The organism is Jejuia pallidilutea (assembly GCF_002973595.1).
In the GTDB taxonomy this organism is placed as follows: Bacteria; Bacteroidota; Bacteroidia; order Flavobacteriales; family Flavobacteriaceae; genus Jejuia; species Jejuia pallidilutea.
Genome location: NZ_PVEO01000002.1, coordinates 81,700 through 99,443, shown reverse-complemented (window position 1 = coordinate 99,443; position 17,744 = coordinate 81,700). Strand labels below are relative to the sequence as shown.

11 protein-coding genes are annotated in these 17,744 nt (G+C 36.3%); all 11 read left to right on the top strand.

Features of this window, described 5'->3' with window-relative positions; genetic code table 11:
- The first annotated feature begins 130 nt into the window (after nt 1–130).
- Nucleotides 131–1,234 (top strand): LamG-like jellyroll fold domain-containing protein, encoded by a 1,104-nt coding sequence (locus CLV33_RS03955; RefSeq protein WP_105472807.1) that lies wholly within the window; start codon nt 131–133, stop codon nt 1,232–1,234.
- Nucleotides 1,235–1,585: 351 nt separating this feature from the next.
- The gene (locus CLV33_RS03950) at nt 1,586–2,689 is read left to right on the top strand and encodes a LamG-like jellyroll fold domain-containing protein (protein ID WP_105472806.1); all 1,104 of its coding nucleotides are present in this window, start codon (nt 1,586–1,588) and stop codon (nt 2,687–2,689) included.
- Between the two features lie 422 nt (nt 2,690–3,111).
- A complete protein-coding gene (locus tag CLV33_RS03945) occupies nt 3,112–4,743 on the top strand; it encodes a sulfatase family protein (protein WP_105472805.1) in 1,632 nt (543 codons plus the stop codon).
- A gap of 25 nt (nt 4,744–4,768) precedes the next feature.
- Complete coding sequence (locus tag CLV33_RS03940; protein WP_105472804.1) at nt 4,769–5,836, top strand: alpha-L-fucosidase; 1,068 nt, start codon at nt 4,769–4,771, stop codon at nt 5,834–5,836.
- Nucleotides 5,837–5,847: 11 nt separating this feature from the next.
- Complete coding sequence (locus CLV33_RS03935; RefSeq protein WP_105472803.1) at nt 5,848–7,368, top strand: sulfatase-like hydrolase/transferase; 1,521 nt, start codon at nt 5,848–5,850, stop codon at nt 7,366–7,368.
- A 15-nt stretch (nt 7,369–7,383) separates the two neighbouring features.
- Complete coding sequence (locus tag CLV33_RS03930) at nt 7,384–8,988, top strand: alpha-L-fucosidase (protein WP_105472802.1); 1,605 nt, start codon at nt 7,384–7,386, stop codon at nt 8,986–8,988.
- Nucleotides 8,989–8,994: 6 nt separating this feature from the next.
- Nucleotides 8,995–10,392: a glycoside hydrolase family 30 protein gene (locus CLV33_RS03925; protein ID WP_105472801.1), complete on the top strand. Its 1,398-nt coding sequence runs from the start codon at nt 8,995–8,997 to the stop codon at nt 10,390–10,392.
- 19 nt (nt 10,393–10,411) lie between these two features.
- Complete coding sequence (locus CLV33_RS03920; RefSeq protein WP_105472800.1) at nt 10,412–13,003, top strand: glycoside hydrolase family 3 C-terminal domain-containing protein; 2,592 nt, start codon at nt 10,412–10,414, stop codon at nt 13,001–13,003.
- A gap of 10 nt (nt 13,004–13,013) precedes the next feature.
- The gene (locus tag CLV33_RS03915; protein WP_105473122.1) at nt 13,014–14,588 is read left to right on the top strand and encodes a sulfatase family protein; all 1,575 of its coding nucleotides are present in this window, start codon (nt 13,014–13,016) and stop codon (nt 14,586–14,588) included.
- A gap of 31 nt (nt 14,589–14,619) precedes the next feature.
- A complete protein-coding gene (locus CLV33_RS03910) occupies nt 14,620–15,948 on the top strand; it encodes a sulfatase (RefSeq protein WP_105472799.1) in 1,329 nt (442 codons plus the stop codon).
- Nucleotides 15,949–15,954: 6 nt separating this feature from the next.
- On the top strand, nt 15,955–17,727 hold the full coding sequence (locus CLV33_RS03905; RefSeq protein ID WP_105472798.1) for an arylsulfatase: 1,773 nt from the start codon (nt 15,955–15,957) through the stop codon (nt 17,725–17,727).
- Nucleotides 17,728–17,744: the final 17 nt, after the last annotated feature.

Here is a 17,744-nt window from a genome sequence, read left to right as displayed (position 1 = left end):
ACTCCTACGAAATAATTGAAAAGATGCAGTTTTTTTGACTAACAAGGCTTTAGAAGCGTTGTCCGTCGAAAAAAAAAGGAGTACACACTACTATTATATAAATTTAAATATTAATCAATAAAATAAACTTATGATGAAAAAATTACTTAAAAAATTATTTTTTGTTGCAATCCTATTCTTAATATTTGCGACTGCTCAAGCACAAGACCCTGATGCTTTTGTACATTTACGATTTGAAAATGATTTAACTGCTACTGGTTCAAGTGGTCTTACATTTTCACTTACTGGTACAGAGGTTGGAACTGCTAATTTAGCTTATCTAAGTCCTGGTAAGGAAGGTAATTCTACTTTAGATTTTGGTAATATTGATGCTTCAGCTGATCCAGTTGATCCTAATGTACCATTAATTCAAAATAATGACGACGCTGGTATTCAAAGTAACGCAAATTCTGGTATTACAGGAAATGCTGCACGTAGTGTAACCGCTTGGGTTAGATTTGATGACGACTTAACAACCAGTAATGGTAATTATTGTATAGCTAATTTTGGTCCTGGTTTTAGTGTGCCCGACCAAGGGAGGTTCCTTTTTATAGTCGATGCAAATAATGGAGGACTTGTAACAATATACACAGCTGGTAGATCTACTGCTTTATTTGAAGGTGCTGATAATATAACCAGAAGATCTAAAATTATGGACGTAGTTACTCCTGCCAATTCACCTTGGCACCATGTAGCGGTTACTTATCCAGGTACTAAGGTAGAAGACATCGCTTTTTATTTAGATGGTGTACTTGTGCCAAACACTCCAGCCAACGCAACATTAGGTGCTGGCCCTTTGTCTACAGTAGATTCTCCAATCTCTATAGCTATGGACTTACAATTTAGAAGCAAATGGTTTGACGGAGGTAGTCTAGACGACCTCAGGATTTACGATTTTGCCCTAACACCGGCTCAAGTTTTAAACACTTTTAATGGGGGTAATGCACTTTCTGTAGGAGATGTAGCTTTTGGTGAAAATGAACTTAAAGCATATCCAAATGCTGTAGAAGACTTTTTATATCTTGAAACCACAAGTGATAAATCGTTACAAATTAGTGTATTTGATATTACTGGAAAAAATATTATAAGAAGCTATGGTACATCTGTAGATATGAGCGCTTTAAATTCTGGTATGTACATTGTTAAGGTTAGAGAAGACAATAAAGTAGCTAACTTAAAAATTCTAAAAAAATAATTAATTAAGAATTTATTAAACTATAAAATATATCCTGTTATATCTAAATCATATAACAGGATTTTTTTCATTTCAAAAATTTGACCAAGTAATTTCAAAATTTAAGGAATAAATATTGAAAGCTAGGTTAAACAGATATTTCACAACAAAACTACTAGCAGTTTGATTTCTAAAAAACTGATATTTTAATTTGACTAATTATAAAAATTAATCAAACTTTTTATTGTAACTGTTTAATAACTATAAAATTATATTTTAACCAACAAGGCTTTAGAAGTGTTGTCCGTCGAAAAAAAAAGGATTGCCTGCTACCGCTACATATATTTAATCATTAATCTACAAAATTAACATATGATGAAAAAATTACTTAAAAAATTAACATTTGTTGCAATCTTGTTTTTAGCATTTGCAACGGTGCAAGCACAAACACCAACACCGTTAGTACATTTAAAGTTTGAAAACAATTTAGATAATGATGGAAGCCTTGGTTTAACCTTCGCCGTTGAAGGAAACCAAAGCACGGGAGTTTCAGTGCCATATTCTACTGGTACTATTACTTCATTTTTAACAGGTATAGGTTCAGTACCTGGTAGTATAGAAGGGTCTTATGCCATAAACTTTTCTGCAATAGGAGAAGAAGGTGTAGATGCTAATTTCCCATTAATTCAAAATGGAGGTGGAAGTTATGATGCTCAAATTATAAGTAACGCCAATTTAGGTATTACTGGTAACGATGCACGAACAGTATCTGCTTGGTTTAGGTACGATGATAGAAACAACAGTACCAATGGATCACATGTGATAGTACAAATTGGTGGAACTCCAAATGGTGCTACTTTTGCTAGAAACACTTTACAAATTGCTGGAGCTAATGATAGAATGCAATTAGGAATAGGTGGGGCTGGTTTAAATTATGATTACGACCCTGTAGTAATAGAAGATGGTAACTGGCATCATGTAGCCTATACTACAGGTGGAGGAACCGAATTAATATCAGCTATTAAAATGTACATCGATGGTGTTGAGGTTACTCATGATGGAGGTGGCACAAATGGTGCATCAAATGTAATGGCTACAACCGATGACAAAGTTATTATTGGTACGAGGGCTAATAACCAAAAATGGTTTGACGGTGGCGGAATAGACGACGTTAGAATTTTTGACGAAGAACTTTCTGCGGCAGAAATTCTGGCGCTTTACAATGAAAATGTACTGAGTACAGGAAATTTTGCTTTTGGTGAACTTAAAGCCTACCCAAATGCTGTAGAAGACTTTTTGTATCTTGAAACTAAAAGCAACAAATCGTTGCAAATTAGTGTATTTGATATTACTGGAAAAAATATTATAAGAACTTCTGGTAATTCTGTTGATATGAGAAACTTAAATTCTGGTTTATATATTGTTAAAGTTATAGAAGATAATAAAGTAGCCAACTTAAAAATTCTTAAAAACTAATTCGTAAATCGATTATTAAAGTTTTAAGTCAAACAGTACTATTTTTTTAGTACTGTTTTTTTTTTTTGCCATAATATTTAAAGCATAAAAACAAACTATTATACCATTAACTTCTTTTGTTATTATAATAATTTGACTAGTAAATTTTTTTAAGCAAACATTTTCGAGAAACCTATCTGTTTTTTAATAATTCATCAGTATTTATTACCAACACCTTTTTAGATTTGTTATTGGTCGAACTAATTTTAATCAACGTTTTTTTGTGCTTTACTTTATAGTCATTTGTTTAAATTATTAAACGATAAAAGGAAGGTCTAATTTAGTCTTTCTGTTTAATTTTAGGGCTTGCTGAGGAACTAATTGTATTTTAAAATAGTTGCTACAATTTCTATTAATAACCTAAACTATTGAATTACAAAAAAATGACCAATACAAAATCTAAAAATAAAAATAAAGTTATACATCAGTTTATCAATCTAACTTTTTTTAGTGCAGTTGTAATAATGTTAGCAAGTTGTAAAGAAAAAAAGGAGACTTCAAATAACAATAAACCAAATATTGTATTTATAATGAGTGATGACCATGCGTTTCAGGCCATAAGTGCTTACGGACATGGTTTAAATCAAACACCTAATATAGATAGAATTGCCACGGAAGGCGCCATTTTTAATCGCGGGTTCGTAACGAACTCTATTTGTGCACCAAGTAGAGCGGTGATGTTAACGGGTAAACATAGTCATATAAATGGCAAAGTAGATAATGTTAGTCCGTTTAACTGGGATCAAGACAATTTTGCAAAAACACTTCAAAAAAATGGATATCAAACTGCCATGATTGGTAAAATTCATTTAGATGGTTTACCGCAAGGGTTTGATTACTCTAATGTACTTCCCGGACAAGGACAATATTATGCGCCAGAGTTTATTGAAAATGGTATTAAAAAAACCTATCCAGGATACATAACCAAGGTTACTACCGACATTGCGTTAGATTGGTTAGAAAATAAAAGGGAGAAAGACAAACCCTTTTTAATGCTTTACCACCAAAAAGCGCCACACAGAACTTGGATGCCCGAAGAAAAGTATTTTACGTTAATGGATGATGTAACGTTTGATCCTCCAGCAAATTTCTTTGATGATTACGAAGGAAGACCTGCTGCCGCTGCTCATGAAATGGGAATTTATGAGCATATGGATTTGGTTTACGACTTAAAAATGTTGGATAAAGAAGGGGAAATTAAAACACGCTACAGAGGCATGTTTCAAAAAAAGTATGATAGAATGACCGATGAGCAAAAAGTAGCGTGGGATGCATACTACGATCCTATAATTGCAGATTTTAAGGCAAAAAAGCTAGAAGGTAAAGAATTAGCACTTTGGAAATATAACCGTTACATGCACGATTATTTAAGAACTATTCAATCTGTAGACGATGGTGTGGGTGAGGTTTTAGATTATTTAAAGGAAAACGGATTAGAAGAAAATACTATTGTGGTGTACACCTCCGATCAAGGATTTTATTTAGGCGAACATGGTTGGTTTGATAAGAGGTTTATGTATGAAGAATCGTTTAGAACACCAATTTTGGTGAAATACCCTAAAGAAATTAAACCGGGTACAGTTGTTGATGAACTTGTACAAAATTTAGATTTTGCACCTACGTTTTTAGATTATGCCGGGGTTGATATTCCGGAGGATATTCAAGGTGAATCGTTTAGAAAATTAGTAAAAGGTGAAGCCAGCGAATGGAGAGATGCTATTTATTACACCTACTATGAATTTCCTGGGGAACATCATGTTAAAAGACATTACGGTGTAAGGACCAACCGCTATAAATTGATACATTTTTATTATGATATTGATACTTGGGAACTCTACGATCTAGAGAAAGACCCATCTGAAATGCAAAACGTTTACAACGACGAAAATTACGCCGATGTTAAAGATAGAATGCATAAACACTTAAAAGAATTACGATTAAAGTATAAAGATAGCGACTCCTTAAATCAGCAGCATTTAAAGCGTTATTTAAATTTTAAACAAGGCAAACATTAAAATCTAACAGACAAAAACTAATCAAATGAAACAATACTTATGCATATTATTATTAGTTGGTGGTTTTCTAGTATCATGTAAACAAGAAAAAGCCAATGAAGTCGCAAAAGCACCTATTAATTACTTAGAAGAATCTGAAGAAGATTTTGCAAAACGCATGCAATGGTTTAACGATGCAAAATATGGCATGTTTATTCATTTCGGATTGTACAGTCAGTTAGGGGGTATTTATAAAGGAAATGATAAAGGGCGTTATGCCGAATGGATTCAGGGCAACCAAAATATACCATCAGAAGAATATGTGAAATTATTAGACACTTGGAACCCTAAAGATTTCGATGCAGACAAAATAGTAAAACTAGCCAAAGATTCCGAAATGAAATATTTGGTAATTACAACCAAACATCATGAAGGGTTTTGTTTATGGGATTCTAAGTATACAGAATTTGATATTGCCAATACCCCAATGAAGGGTAGAGATTTTATTCAAGAGTTAGCAGACGCATGTAAAAAGCACGGTATTGTTTTTGGGACGTATTATAGTATTACCGATTGGCACGAAGGCTCGCAATACGTTGAAGAAGGTAATGGCTGGGGAATGATGAAAATGCATGAAGGTAAAAAAGATAGATATGTTACCTACATGAAAAATCAAATAAAGGAATTAATTGAAAATTACGACACCAATATCATGTGGTTTGATGGGGATTGGGTAGATTGGTGGACCGTAGAAGATGGCAACGATTTATATCAATATATCAGAGAATTAAAACCGAGTATAATTATAAATAACCGAGTATCAAAACGTAAAATATTCAAAAAAGATTTCGGTACACCAGAGCAGTTTCATTTAGATTCAATTGTTAAACACAACTGGGAAGCTTGTTATACGCTAAACGATTCTTGGGGCTTTAAAATAAAAGATACCGCATGGAAATCACCTCAGGTAGTGTATGAAAAACTAAAGGACATCAATCAAAAAGGGGGTAACTTATTACTTAATGTTGGTCCCGATGGTAATGGTGTAGTGCCAGAGAAATCAGCCGAAATTTTAAGAAAAGTGGGTGAAATGATTAGAAATGAAGACAACTAATTAAGGGTAAAATGAGCACTATAAACATACGATTTTCAATAATGCTTCTTGTGGCGGTTATAGCAACTGGTTGCAAGAATACTAAGGAAAACTCTAAAACAGAAACTAGCAAACCCAATATTCTATTTCTTTTTACCGACGACCAACGTAATGGTACTATTGGTGCTTTAAACCAATATAACGTGCAAACGCCTAATATGGATGGGCTGGTTAAAAACGGTACAGCCTTTACTAATTCATACATTTTAGGTGCTACAACAGCTGCTGTTTGTTCGCCAAGTAGAGCGATGCTGATGACGGGGCGCCATTATTTTAATATTGAGCCTAACGTATATGCGCAATTTGCATATAATAAAGAAGAGAGAGGCCAAAGTGATAAATTAACCTTTCCGGAGCACTTTAAAGCTAATGGTTATACCACGTTTGCAACGGGAAAACAGCACAACGGAGAGCCCTGGGTAGAGCGTGGGTTTGATTATGTGAAATCGGCATTTTTAGGTGGAATGACCACACATTTTGGAACCAAGGTGAAAGATTATACGCCTGAAACAGGTTGGTCTGAGCCATATAAAAACGAAGATAAATTTAGTAGTGAAGTATTTGCCGATGCAGCCATTGGGTTTATTGATTCTTATAAAGAAGATCAGCCGTTTTTAATGTATGTAGCCTTCACTGCACCACATGACCCAAGAACAGCGCCACAGGAATTCCATGACATGTATCCAGCAAAAGATATTGCTTTGCCAGAAAACTTTATGCCACAACATCCTTTTGAAGTTGCCGATGATCATATTCGAGATGAAGTTTTAGCGCCTTTTCCAAGAACAGAAAGTATTGTTCAAAAAGAAATATCCGATTACTACGCGATGATTACCGCTACCGACACACAAATTGGTAGAATTTTAAAAGCCCTTGAAGTTTCTGGGCAAGCCGACAATACCATCATTGTTTTGGCTGGAGATAACGGTTTGGCACTGGGGCAACACGGACTTCTAGGTAAACAAAATGTGTACGAGCATAGCGTGAGTGTACCGATGGTATTTTGCGGACCCAATATTCCAAAAAACCAAAAGAAGGATGCTTTGGCATATTTGCACGACATCTTCCCAACTTTATGTGGGTTAACCGGCTTGGAAATTCCTGAATCTGTTCAAACCGAAAATTTAACACCTGTAATAACGGGAGAACAGGAAGCTGTGAGAGAAAGTATGTTTTATGCCTATAATTCTTGGCCAGGTGAAGCTTACAAGGCACATGTTAATAATTATGGCGGCCATAGAGCGGTGCGTAAAGGTGACTTTAAATTAATTGTGAGTGCTAAAAAAGAGGAGTACACCTATCAATTATTCAACCTTAAAAACGACCCGTGGGAGTTGATTAATTTAATTGATGATGAAAATTACACGAATATAAAAGAAGATTTAAAACTTGAGCTTCAGAAATTAATTGAAGAAACCGGTGACCTTGCCGATTTAACTAAAGCTGAATTCGGACTTTTCGGTAACCCCGAAGCTTATAATTTCAAAAATTAAAATCCAGAAAAGCACATGAAACGAGTAAACATACTTAGTTTTTTTATCATAGGAATTTGCATGTCGCTGTTCTCATTCCAAACTAATGCGCAAGAAAGCGAGTTGTCTTGGGACGAACTCGCCAACCAATACGAATGCCCAGAATGGTTTAGAGATGCTAAGTTCGGCATTTGGTTCCACTGGGGGCCGCAAGCGGTGCCCGAACAAGGCGGCGGTTGGTATGCGCGCCATATGTATATGCAAGATGTGGGGCGTCAAAAGTTTGGTAAAATGGCGTATCCGTATCATTTACAAACCTACGGACATCCTTCAGAATTTGGATTTAAAGATGTCATTAACGAGTGGAAGGCCGAAAATTTTGATGCTGAATATTTAATCAATTTTTCAAAAGAAAATGGTGCAAAATATATTGTCGCATTGGCAAATCACCATGACCATTTCGATTTGTTCGATTCTTCACATCACCCGTGGAATTCAGTGAATGTAGGCCCTAAAAAAGATATCATTGGCGAATTTGAACAAGCTACACGTAACGCAGGTTTAAAATTTGGAGTGACTAGTCACGACGACCGCTTTTTAAATTGGTGGAAACCTACCTTCGGTTCCGATAAAGATGGTGAAAAAGCCGGAGTGCCCTACGATGGACGTTTAACCAAGGCCGATGGTAAAGGCAAGTGGTGGGAAGGTTTAGACCCAAAGGATTTATACGGTCCTGCACCAGAAGACCGCACCCCTGAGATTATTGAAGGCATTAAAGAAAATTGGTTAAAACGCCATTTAGAGCTGGTAAATAAATACAAGCCAGATTTACTCTATAACGACGGGTTCAACTTCACTTACGGTGAATATGGTAAAGAAGTAACTCGAAAACTTTATAACAATAGCCTGAAGGAAAATGGAAAAATTGATGCCGTAATGCTATTGAAAAGAAAAGCAAAAGGAACGGTTAACGAAGTAGAATCTGGCGGAAGTAATACACTGAGAGAATATCCTTGGCAATCTGAAATTACGTTTACCGATTGGTTTTACAAAAAAGACAGACACTTAACACATAATGCACGCACCATTCTTGAAATGCTTATTGAGGCTGTTAGTAAAAACGGAAACTTGTTGTTGAGTATGGAGTTGAATCCAGATGGCACTATTCCGTATGAAATAAAAAAGAGCGTGAAAATAGTGGGCAATTGGTTAAAAATTAATGGTGAAGCCATTTACGGTACACGCCCTTGGAAAGTTTTTGGAGACGGGAAAAGTGTTCGTGGAGAAGATGTTGAGACCGTAGAAGGCGAACTGAGAAACGCCACAGAAAACCAAAAACATGGGGAGCATTTTAACCAACGTACAACGGCAACTCCAGCTTTTGCACACGATGAAGTACGTTTCACCACTAAGGGAGACGATTTTTACATTATCGTAATGAATCCAAAAGGAGGCGAATTTGTAATTCCTTCGTTTGCAAAAACAAGCGAGGTTAATCCTGGAATTTTAAAAGAATTGACACAATTATACGATGGTGGAAAACTGTCATTTAAACAAACCAACAAAGGATTAACCATAAACATGCCTGCTGTAAATGGTGCAAGTTATCCGGTGGTTTTAAAAGCAAAATTTAAAAAGTAAATCATCATGAAAAAGTTAGTTTGTATAACGATTACTTTTTTAGTTGTAATAGTCTCTATTAATGCTCAAAATAAAGCGAAAGTGCATTATGTAGAGCTCATTGAAGGGCAAGATATTGCATCAAACCCAATTAAAACACAGGAAGCAAATTCAGAAGGACAAGGGATTTCAATACGTATCTACCCAGATATTACTTTTCAAACCATAACAGGTATAGGCGGTGCTTTTAACGAAATTGGAGGAGAAGCTTTAATGTCGTTAAGTGAAGCGCAGCAAAACGAAATTATGAAAAACCTTTTCGATGCCAATGGTGCAAATTTTACAGTTTGTAGAACGGCCATTGGTGCTAGCGATTTTGGTATAGATGCTTACAGCTATAGTGAAGTTCCAAACGATTTTGAAATGAAAAAGTTTTCTATAGAAAGAGAACGGAACAGTGTTATTCCATACATTAAAATGGCTTACAAATACAATCCAGAAATGGAGTTGTTCGCATCGCCTTGGAGTCCTCCAGGTTGGATGAAAGCATCTGGACTAATGGATAGAGGTGAAGAATTTCCGGAGAAAAACGTTTTAAAAGACGACCCTAAAATTTATAAGGCGTATGCTAAATATTTTTCAAAATATGTGGATGCTTATGCTAAAGAAGGCATCACTGTTAATAAAATAGTTATTCAAAACGAACAGGATATTTCAACTAAATACCCTTCGTGCCATATGCCGCCAAAGCAAATGGGTGAGTTCGTTATTAACTATTTACGTCCGCAGTTTCAGAAAGACAATGTGCCAGCCGAAATTTGGGCAGGTTCATTTCGTACCGCAAAGCGTTTAGATGGTTTAGAATTTGTTTCAAACAAAACATGGCGAGAAGCGGTTGATGGTATTGGCGTGCAATATATGAGTTCAAGACAGGTTGAGAATATGAAAACGGTATTTCCTGACATAAAGTTGTTGCATACAGAGGGCAATTGCTATGGTGGAAAAAATAGCGTAGACCAAGCTTTTTCAAGATTTAATGAGGTAGCCTCGTTTATTAATCATGGTGTACCAAACTTCTGTTATTGGAACATGATTTTAAATGAAGATTCTTCCAGCGGTTGGGGTTGGAAGCAGAATAGCTTAATTACAATTGACAGACAAGAAAAAACGGTAACATACAATCCAGATTACGCGGCAATGGCACTATTTGGTAGGTTTATGAAACCAGGAATGAAACGTGTAGCTTCAGCTTCTTGGTACGGTGATACTATGACGCTTAAAGACGATAATACTATTTATCTGTTCATAAAAAATGAATCAGATAAAGTAAAAACATTCGATATCTGGTTGAAAGATGACCACGCACAAGTTGTCGATATTCCAGCAAATACCATTTCGGTGGTGGAAGTGAATTACAATAAATAACTACTAGTCATTATAACAAATGAAAATTTCAAAATTAATACCATTACTAACGTTTACCTTGGTTTCCGTAATAATGAATGCCCAAGAAAACGTACCCTATTTAAATCCATCTTTATCCTTTGATGAGCGTGTAGACGATTTAGTGTCTAGAATGACATTAGAGGAAAAAGTAGGACAAATGATGAACGATGCGCCTGCGATTCCAAGATTGAATGTACCAGCACACGAGTACTGGAATGAGTGTTTACACGGGGTGGCTCGTGCCGGAAAAGCCACAGTATTTCCGCAAGCCATTGGTTTAGCAGCAACCTTCGATACCGATTTAATTTATAAAGATGCGGTAGTCATTTCTGATGAAGCTCGAGCAAAACATCATGAAGCGCAACGTAACAATTCGTATAAGCGCTACGAAGGGTTAACCTATTGGACGCCAAATATTAATATTTTCAGAGACCCACGTTGGGGGCGTGGTCAAGAAACCTACGGCGAAGATCCGTATTTAACTTCAAGAATGGGCGTAAGCTTTGTAAAGGGTATGCAAGGTGACGATGAAAAATATCTAAAGCTAGTGGCCACACCTAAACATTTTGCAGTACATAGTGGTCCGGAACCAGAAAGGCACTTTTTTGATGCCATAACGACCGAGCGAGATTTATATGATACCTATTTACCTGCTTTTGAAGCTACAGTAAAACAAGGAAAAGCCTATTCAATTATGGGGGCATACAACAGATATATGGGGAAACCTTGTTGTGCGAGCGACTTACTTCTTGACGACATTTTACGAAAAGATTGGGGTTTTGATGGTTACGTGGTTTCAGATTGTAATGCTATTCGAGATATTTATGATTATCATAACTATGCCGATTCTAAAGAAGAGGCCGCAGCAGTTGCTGTTTTGGCGGGTACCGATTTAAACTGTGGATCGCGTTACGAGTATTTAAAAAGTGCGGTTAAAGCCGGATTACTTAAAGAAGATGAAGTAGATGTATCTTTAAAACGAATTTTTAAAGCCCGTTTTAAATTAGGCATGTTCGACCCCACAGAAATGGTGCCTTATGCAAGTATTCCAATGGATGTGGTAAGTTCCGAAAAGCACAGAGCTTTAGCCTTGGAAACCGCTCAAAAGTCTATCGTATTATTAAAAAATGAAAATAAGACGTTACCCTTAAAAAAGGATTTAAAATCTATTGCTGTTGTAGGGCCTAATGCTAACGATTTAGAGGTGCTTTTAGGAAACTACAACGGATTTCCATCGCAATATTTCACACCATTAGATGGTATAAAAAGTAAAGTTTCAGAAAACACAAAAGTATATTATGAAGCTGGTTCTGAGTTGATTTCTAAGGAACCGACCATATCTTTAGTTCCTGCTGAATTTTTGAGTTTTGAAGGCGAAAATGGTTTACAAGCTAAATATTATAATAATCACGATTTTGCAGGAACTCCAGTGACCACAAGGGTGGAAGAAGTGGTAAACTCAAACTGGAACTTAAATCCTGTTAAAGGTTTGAATGAGGCTAAATTTGCAGTGGAATATACAGGAGATATTAAGGTTGATGTTTCTGGTGAATATAGATTAGGACTTCAAAGTCATCACAAAGGTTACACCTTGGCTATAGATGGTAAAGTAATTGTTGACAATACTAATGAACCAAAACGACGCGTAATAGATGAATCTATTCAACTTGAAAAAGGAAAATCGTATAAAGTAAATATCAAATACTATCACGAAGGTTATCCCGCTAAATTAAAATTCATGTGGGCTTCACCAGAAAAAACATCGTTTGAAAAAGCTATTGAATTAGCAAAAAAATCAGAAGTGGTTGTGTTTGTTGGAGGGATTACCCCAAGTGTTGAGGGTGAACAAATGCCAGTAAACTACAAAGGATTTGATGGGGGCGATAAAACCGATATCGAGTTACCAGAAATTCAAAAAGAATTATTAAAAGCGCTTCATGAAACAGGAACACCTGTTGTATTAGTATTATTAAACGGAAGTGCACTAGCAATAAACTGGGAAAACGATAATTTACCGGCCATTGTAGAGGCTTGGTACCCAGGTGAACTTGGAGGAACCGCCATTGCCGATGTGTTGTTTGGTGATTATAATCCTTCTGGACGTTTGCCAGTAACCTTTTATAAATCGCATAAAGATTTATTGCCTTTTGTAAATTATAATATGAAAGGCAGAACGTATCGCTATTTTAAGGGTGAAGCTTTATACCCATTTGGTTACGGATTGAGCTACACCAATTTTAAATATGATACATTAAAATTATCAAAAGATAAAATCAGCACAACAGGAACAACTACCGTTTCCGTTAAGGTGACTAATGTTGGAGATGTTGCAGGCGATGAGGTGGTGCAATTGTATATTAAAGATGTTGAAAGTTCGGTAAAACGACCATTAAAAAGTTTGCGAGGCATTAAACGAGTGTCTTTAAAACCTGGTAAATCTACCAAAGTAAGTTTTGAAATCACACCTGAAGATTTATGGTTTTTTGATACGCAATTGCGTAAAAAAGTAGTAGAACCTGGTGTTTTTGAAATTGGTATAGGGCCATCATCCAACAAATTTGAAACCGTAGAACTTCATGTTACAAAATAAATATTTCAAAATGAATCGAGCACTTCAATTTAGCGGGCTGGTTTTATTGCTTTTGGTAACCATTACAAGTTGTAAGGAAAACCAAAAGAAAGCTGAAAGCGAATCAAAAGTAGAAAGACCGAATATTTTGTTCATTATGTCTGATGACCATACCTCACAGGCTTGGGGTATTTACGGAGGTATTTTAGAAGATTTCGTGCATACACCAAATATTTCACGATTGGCAGAAGAAGGCACGGTGTTAGAAAATTGTTTGGTATCTAATTCTATTTGTACACCAAGTAGAGCCACTATTTTAACGGGGCAATATAGTCATGTAAATGGGGTTAAAATTTTAGATGCTGGTTTATCACCACAGTACAATAACATCGCCAAAGAAATGCAAAAAGGTGGTTACCAAACCTCTATTATAGGAAAATGGCATTTAAAACAAGAGCCTGCTGGTTTCGATTATTACTGCGTGCTTCCTGGTCAGGGAGAATACCACGACCCATTTTTAAAGACAAAAGATAACTGGAAAGATTATTACGAAGGCGGTAAGCAATATAAAGGTTACAGTACCGATATTATTGCTGATAAGACTATCGATTGGATTGAAAATCGTGATAAAAACAAACCGTTTATGGCCATGTGTCATTTTAAAGCCACTCACGAACCTTACGATTATCCAGAGCGTTTTGCTCACCTTTATAAAGATGATGAAATTCCAGTGCCAGAGTCGTTTTACGATAGTAGTGCATCAACCACTGGGCGTTCGTTTTTAGGGCAGTCTATGGATAATTTAACCCAACGCTATTTAGATGCTACAGCCAACCCTGAATTACGTAAAGATTTTATGAATTATCCCGGGTTACCTTTTTCAGTTGATGGTTTAACCAAAGAAGAAGCTAGATATAAAACCTACCAAAAAATGGTGAAAGATTTTATGCGTTCTGGTGCCGCTGTAGATGACAACATTGGTAAACTGTTAGCTTATTTAGAAGCATCAGGGCTTGCAGAAAATACGGTAGTTATTTATACGGCAGACCAAGGGTATTTCTTAGGTGAACACGGTTGGTTCGATAAACGTTTAATTTTCGAAGAGTCTATTCACATGCCTTTCGTCATTCGTTATCCAAAGGAGGTGAGAGCAGGAGCCAGAAACAAGGATTTAATTGAAAATGTGGATTTTTCAGCATTGTTCGCAGACTATGCTGGAATCGATTATCCAAGCGATATGCAAGGGCACAGTTTCCGTGAAAATTTAAAAGGACATACGCCTAACGATTGGAGAGATTATGGGTATTACCGTTACTGGGACCATTCAAAAGACAGACCCGGACATTTTGGTATCCGCGGACAGCGTTACAAATTGGCGTTCTTTTACGGCAACGGATTTAAAGGTGCGGCTCAAAATCAATTCTGGGATTTTTATGATTTAGAAAAAGACCCAAAGGAGTTGCATAATGCCTACAACGACCCAGAATATCAGGAGATTATTAAAGAAATGAAAGCCGAAATCTTAAAGCAACGTGACATGCTTCGAGATACTGATGCTGATAATCCAGAAATCCTTCAAATTATTGAAAACCACTGGAACGATTAATTCACGAAGAATTGCATTTAATCAAATAAATATGATTACTACATTCAAAAAACTGTTTAGCATTTGCTTCTTAACCTTTGCAACATGTAGTTGTTCAGCACAGAAAGATGTCAAACCCAACATCATCATCATAATGGCCGATGATATGGGCTATGGCGATTTGTCGTGTTATGGGAGTTCTTTCATCAATACGCCGCATCTTGATAAAATGGCTGCAGAAGGTATCAAGTTTACAGATTTTCATGCTAATGGTCCTGTTTGTAGTCCAACCAGAGCAGCGCTTTTAACGGGCAAGTATCAACAACGTGTGGGTATTGATGGTGTGGTAACCGCAAAGCATCATCGCGACAAAGGGTTAGCTATCAGTGAAAAAACTTTTGCCGATGCCATTAAAAAAGCAGGCTACGTTACAGGTATGTTTGGTAAGTGGCACGTGGGTTATAAAAAGGAATTTAACCCTATTAATCAAGGGTTCGATGAATATATTGGTTATGTTTCCGGGAATGTAGATTACCATTCCCATATAGACCAAGAAGGTTATGAAGATTGGTGGGTTGGCGATACCATTAAAAATGAAAAAGGCTATTCTACAGACTTAATCACCAAACATTCAGTTGATTTTATCAAACGCCATAAAGACGAACCTTTTTTGCTTTACATTCCGCATGAGGCACCTCATGGTCCGTTTCAAGGTCGTCAATCTCCAGCCGAACGCTACGTAGGTTGGAAAAATGGTGCTAAGCAAAAAAACAAAGTGTCAGACGAAGAACTTAACGCCATTTACAAAGAAATGGTTGAGGTTATGGATGAAGGCATTGGCGAAGTGATGAAAACCCTAAAAGAATTAAAAATTGATAAAAACACCTTGGTTTTTTTCTGTTCAGACAACGGAGCGTCTCAAAAAGTGGGAAGCAACGGCGGTTTAAGAGGCTATAAATCTACCCTGTGGGAAGGCGGTCATCGCGTATCGGCCATGGCTTGGTATCCAGGAACCATTCAACCTAATCAAGTTAATAATGAAACCATTTTAACTATGGATTTGTTTCCAACCATAATGGATATTGTAGGTAGTGAAATTCCAGACGATTTAGATGGCATCAGTTTAAAGGATAACCTTTTTAAAGGAGTACCTTTACCTGAACGTGATGTGTTTTGGGGTTACGCAGGAAGAAAAGCGATGCGTCAAGGCGATTGGAAACTTATCCTGAGAAACAAAGACGCTGAACCTTTACTTTTCAATTTAAGAGAAGATTTAGGCGAAAATAATAATATAGCTAGTCAGCATCCAGAGTTGGTAAAAACGATGCTGAAAAAATTGGAAGATTGGTCTAACGATGTATATGCAACTTCCAAAAACTAATTAATTATGAATCGAATAATATACCTAAATATAATTCTGTTTCTATTGGTTTTAAGCAGTTGTGCTAACGTTGAAAAGTCAGTAACAACTTCTAAACCAAACGTTATTTTAATTATAACAGACGATCAAGGTTTTGGCGATTTAGGGTATTATGGTAATCCGCATATTAAAACACCTGTACTGGATAGTTTAGCGAGAAGAAGTGTGCGTTTCGATGATTTTTCGGTAAACCCTGTGTGTGCACCCACACGAGCTGCACTAATGACGGGCAAGTACGCCATGACAGCTGGTGTACACGATACGTACAGAGGTGGTGCTATGATGGCACCCTCAGAAGTTACGATAGCCGAAATTTTAAAAGAAGCAGGTTATAAAACGGGAATGATTGGCAAGTGGCATTTAGGTGATAATTATCCTATGCGTCCACAAGACCAAGGTTTCGATTTTACTTTAAATCATTTATCTGGAGGTATTGGGCAATATGGCGATTGGCCAAATACCTTAAAAAGAGATAGCAGCTATTTCAATTCCATCCTTTGGAAAAACGGTAAACAAGTACAAACACAAGGGTATTGTACCGATGTGTTTACCGAAGCAGCTATGGATTATGTAGAGGAGAATAAAGAGCATCCATTCTTTATGTATTTATCGTACAATGCCCCTCATGGCCCATTACAACTGCCTCAAAAATATTACGATATGTACAAAGATGTAGATATCGATGCAGGTTTAATTAACCAAGGAAAACCCTATCCAAACGTTACCGACCACAGTAGAGAAAACTCTAGAAAAGTCTATGGAATGGTCACCAATATTGATGATAATTTAAGATTACTATTTAAAAAACTAGAAGATTTAGGCATAGACGAAAACACTCTAGTTATTTTTATGACAGACAACGGTCCGCAGCACCCAAGATATATTGCTGGTATGAGGGGTAAGAAAGGTTCGGTTTTTCAAGGCGGAGTTCGTGTACCGAGTTTTTGGCATTACCCAAAGGCTTTTAAAGAAGCCAGAGACATAAACACACCTGCTGCACATTATGATGTTTTACCAACTTTAGTTGAATTTACAGGAGCTAAGTTGCCTGATAGTTTAAATATTAAAGGCCAAAGTTTGTTACCGTTATTGATGCAAGAAGAGAAAGATTTACCAGAGCGTATTATTAACAGATATTGGGCAAGAACAGCTCCAGTGCATTACAGAAATGTATCTACAAGAAAAGGTGATATGAAATTAGTTGGCGTCGGTAAAGATGAAGAAGGGAATGATAAGTTTGAATTGTTCAATTTAAAAGAAGACCCTTATGAGCAAAACGATATATCAGCAGAACACCAAGATTTGGTTTCAGAATTAAAAAATGAAATGGACACTTGGTTAAACACCATGGAAACATCCGAACACATCGTAAATTCACCAAAGCCAATCATTGGCACTGTTCACGAAAATCCAGTGATGTTAAACCAAAACGATGCCCTTTTCTTAAAAAAAGAAGGTATTAAAAAGGAATTTATTTATTGGGATGTTATCGTAGATGAAACTAAAACCTTCGATATTATTGTGCATTTCGATGCGCCAATAAATACGACAGGTACACTAGAGTTAGATTTAGGTACGCAAACAAAATCCATAAATATAGAAGCTAATGGACAAACCAGTTTCAGTTTTAATAATATTGAATTGCAAAAGGGTGAAATAACCATTATGCCAAAAACCTATTTACAACGTAAGGGCGAATTAAAATATGCCTATCCGTTTTACGTCGAAATAAAAGGATAAAATAAGAGCTTTTTGAA

Coding starts and splice junctions, on each gene's coding strand:
- CLV33_RS03955 (WP_105472807.1), top strand. CDS start 131: ATGATGAAAAAATTACTTAAAAAATTATTTTTTGTTGCAATCCTATTC.
- CLV33_RS03950 (WP_105472806.1), top strand. CDS start 1,586: ATGATGAAAAAATTACTTAAAAAATTAACATTTGTTGCAATCTTGTTT.
- CLV33_RS03945 (WP_105472805.1), top strand. CDS start 3,112: ATGACCAATACAAAATCTAAAAATAAAAATAAAGTTATACATCAGTTT.
- CLV33_RS03940 (WP_105472804.1), top strand. CDS start 4,769: ATGAAACAATACTTATGCATATTATTATTAGTTGGTGGTTTTCTAGTA.
- CLV33_RS03935 (WP_105472803.1), top strand. CDS start 5,848: ATGAGCACTATAAACATACGATTTTCAATAATGCTTCTTGTGGCGGTT.
- CLV33_RS03930 (WP_105472802.1), top strand. CDS start 7,384: ATGAAACGAGTAAACATACTTAGTTTTTTTATCATAGGAATTTGCATG.
- CLV33_RS03925 (WP_105472801.1), top strand. CDS start 8,995: ATGAAAAAGTTAGTTTGTATAACGATTACTTTTTTAGTTGTAATAGTC.
- CLV33_RS03920 (WP_105472800.1), top strand. CDS start 10,412: ATGAAAATTTCAAAATTAATACCATTACTAACGTTTACCTTGGTTTCC.
- CLV33_RS03915 (WP_105473122.1), top strand. CDS start 13,014: ATGAATCGAGCACTTCAATTTAGCGGGCTGGTTTTATTGCTTTTGGTA.
- CLV33_RS03910 (WP_105472799.1), top strand. CDS start 14,620: ATGATTACTACATTCAAAAAACTGTTTAGCATTTGCTTCTTAACCTTT.
- CLV33_RS03905 (WP_105472798.1), top strand. CDS start 15,955: ATGAATCGAATAATATACCTAAATATAATTCTGTTTCTATTGGTTTTA.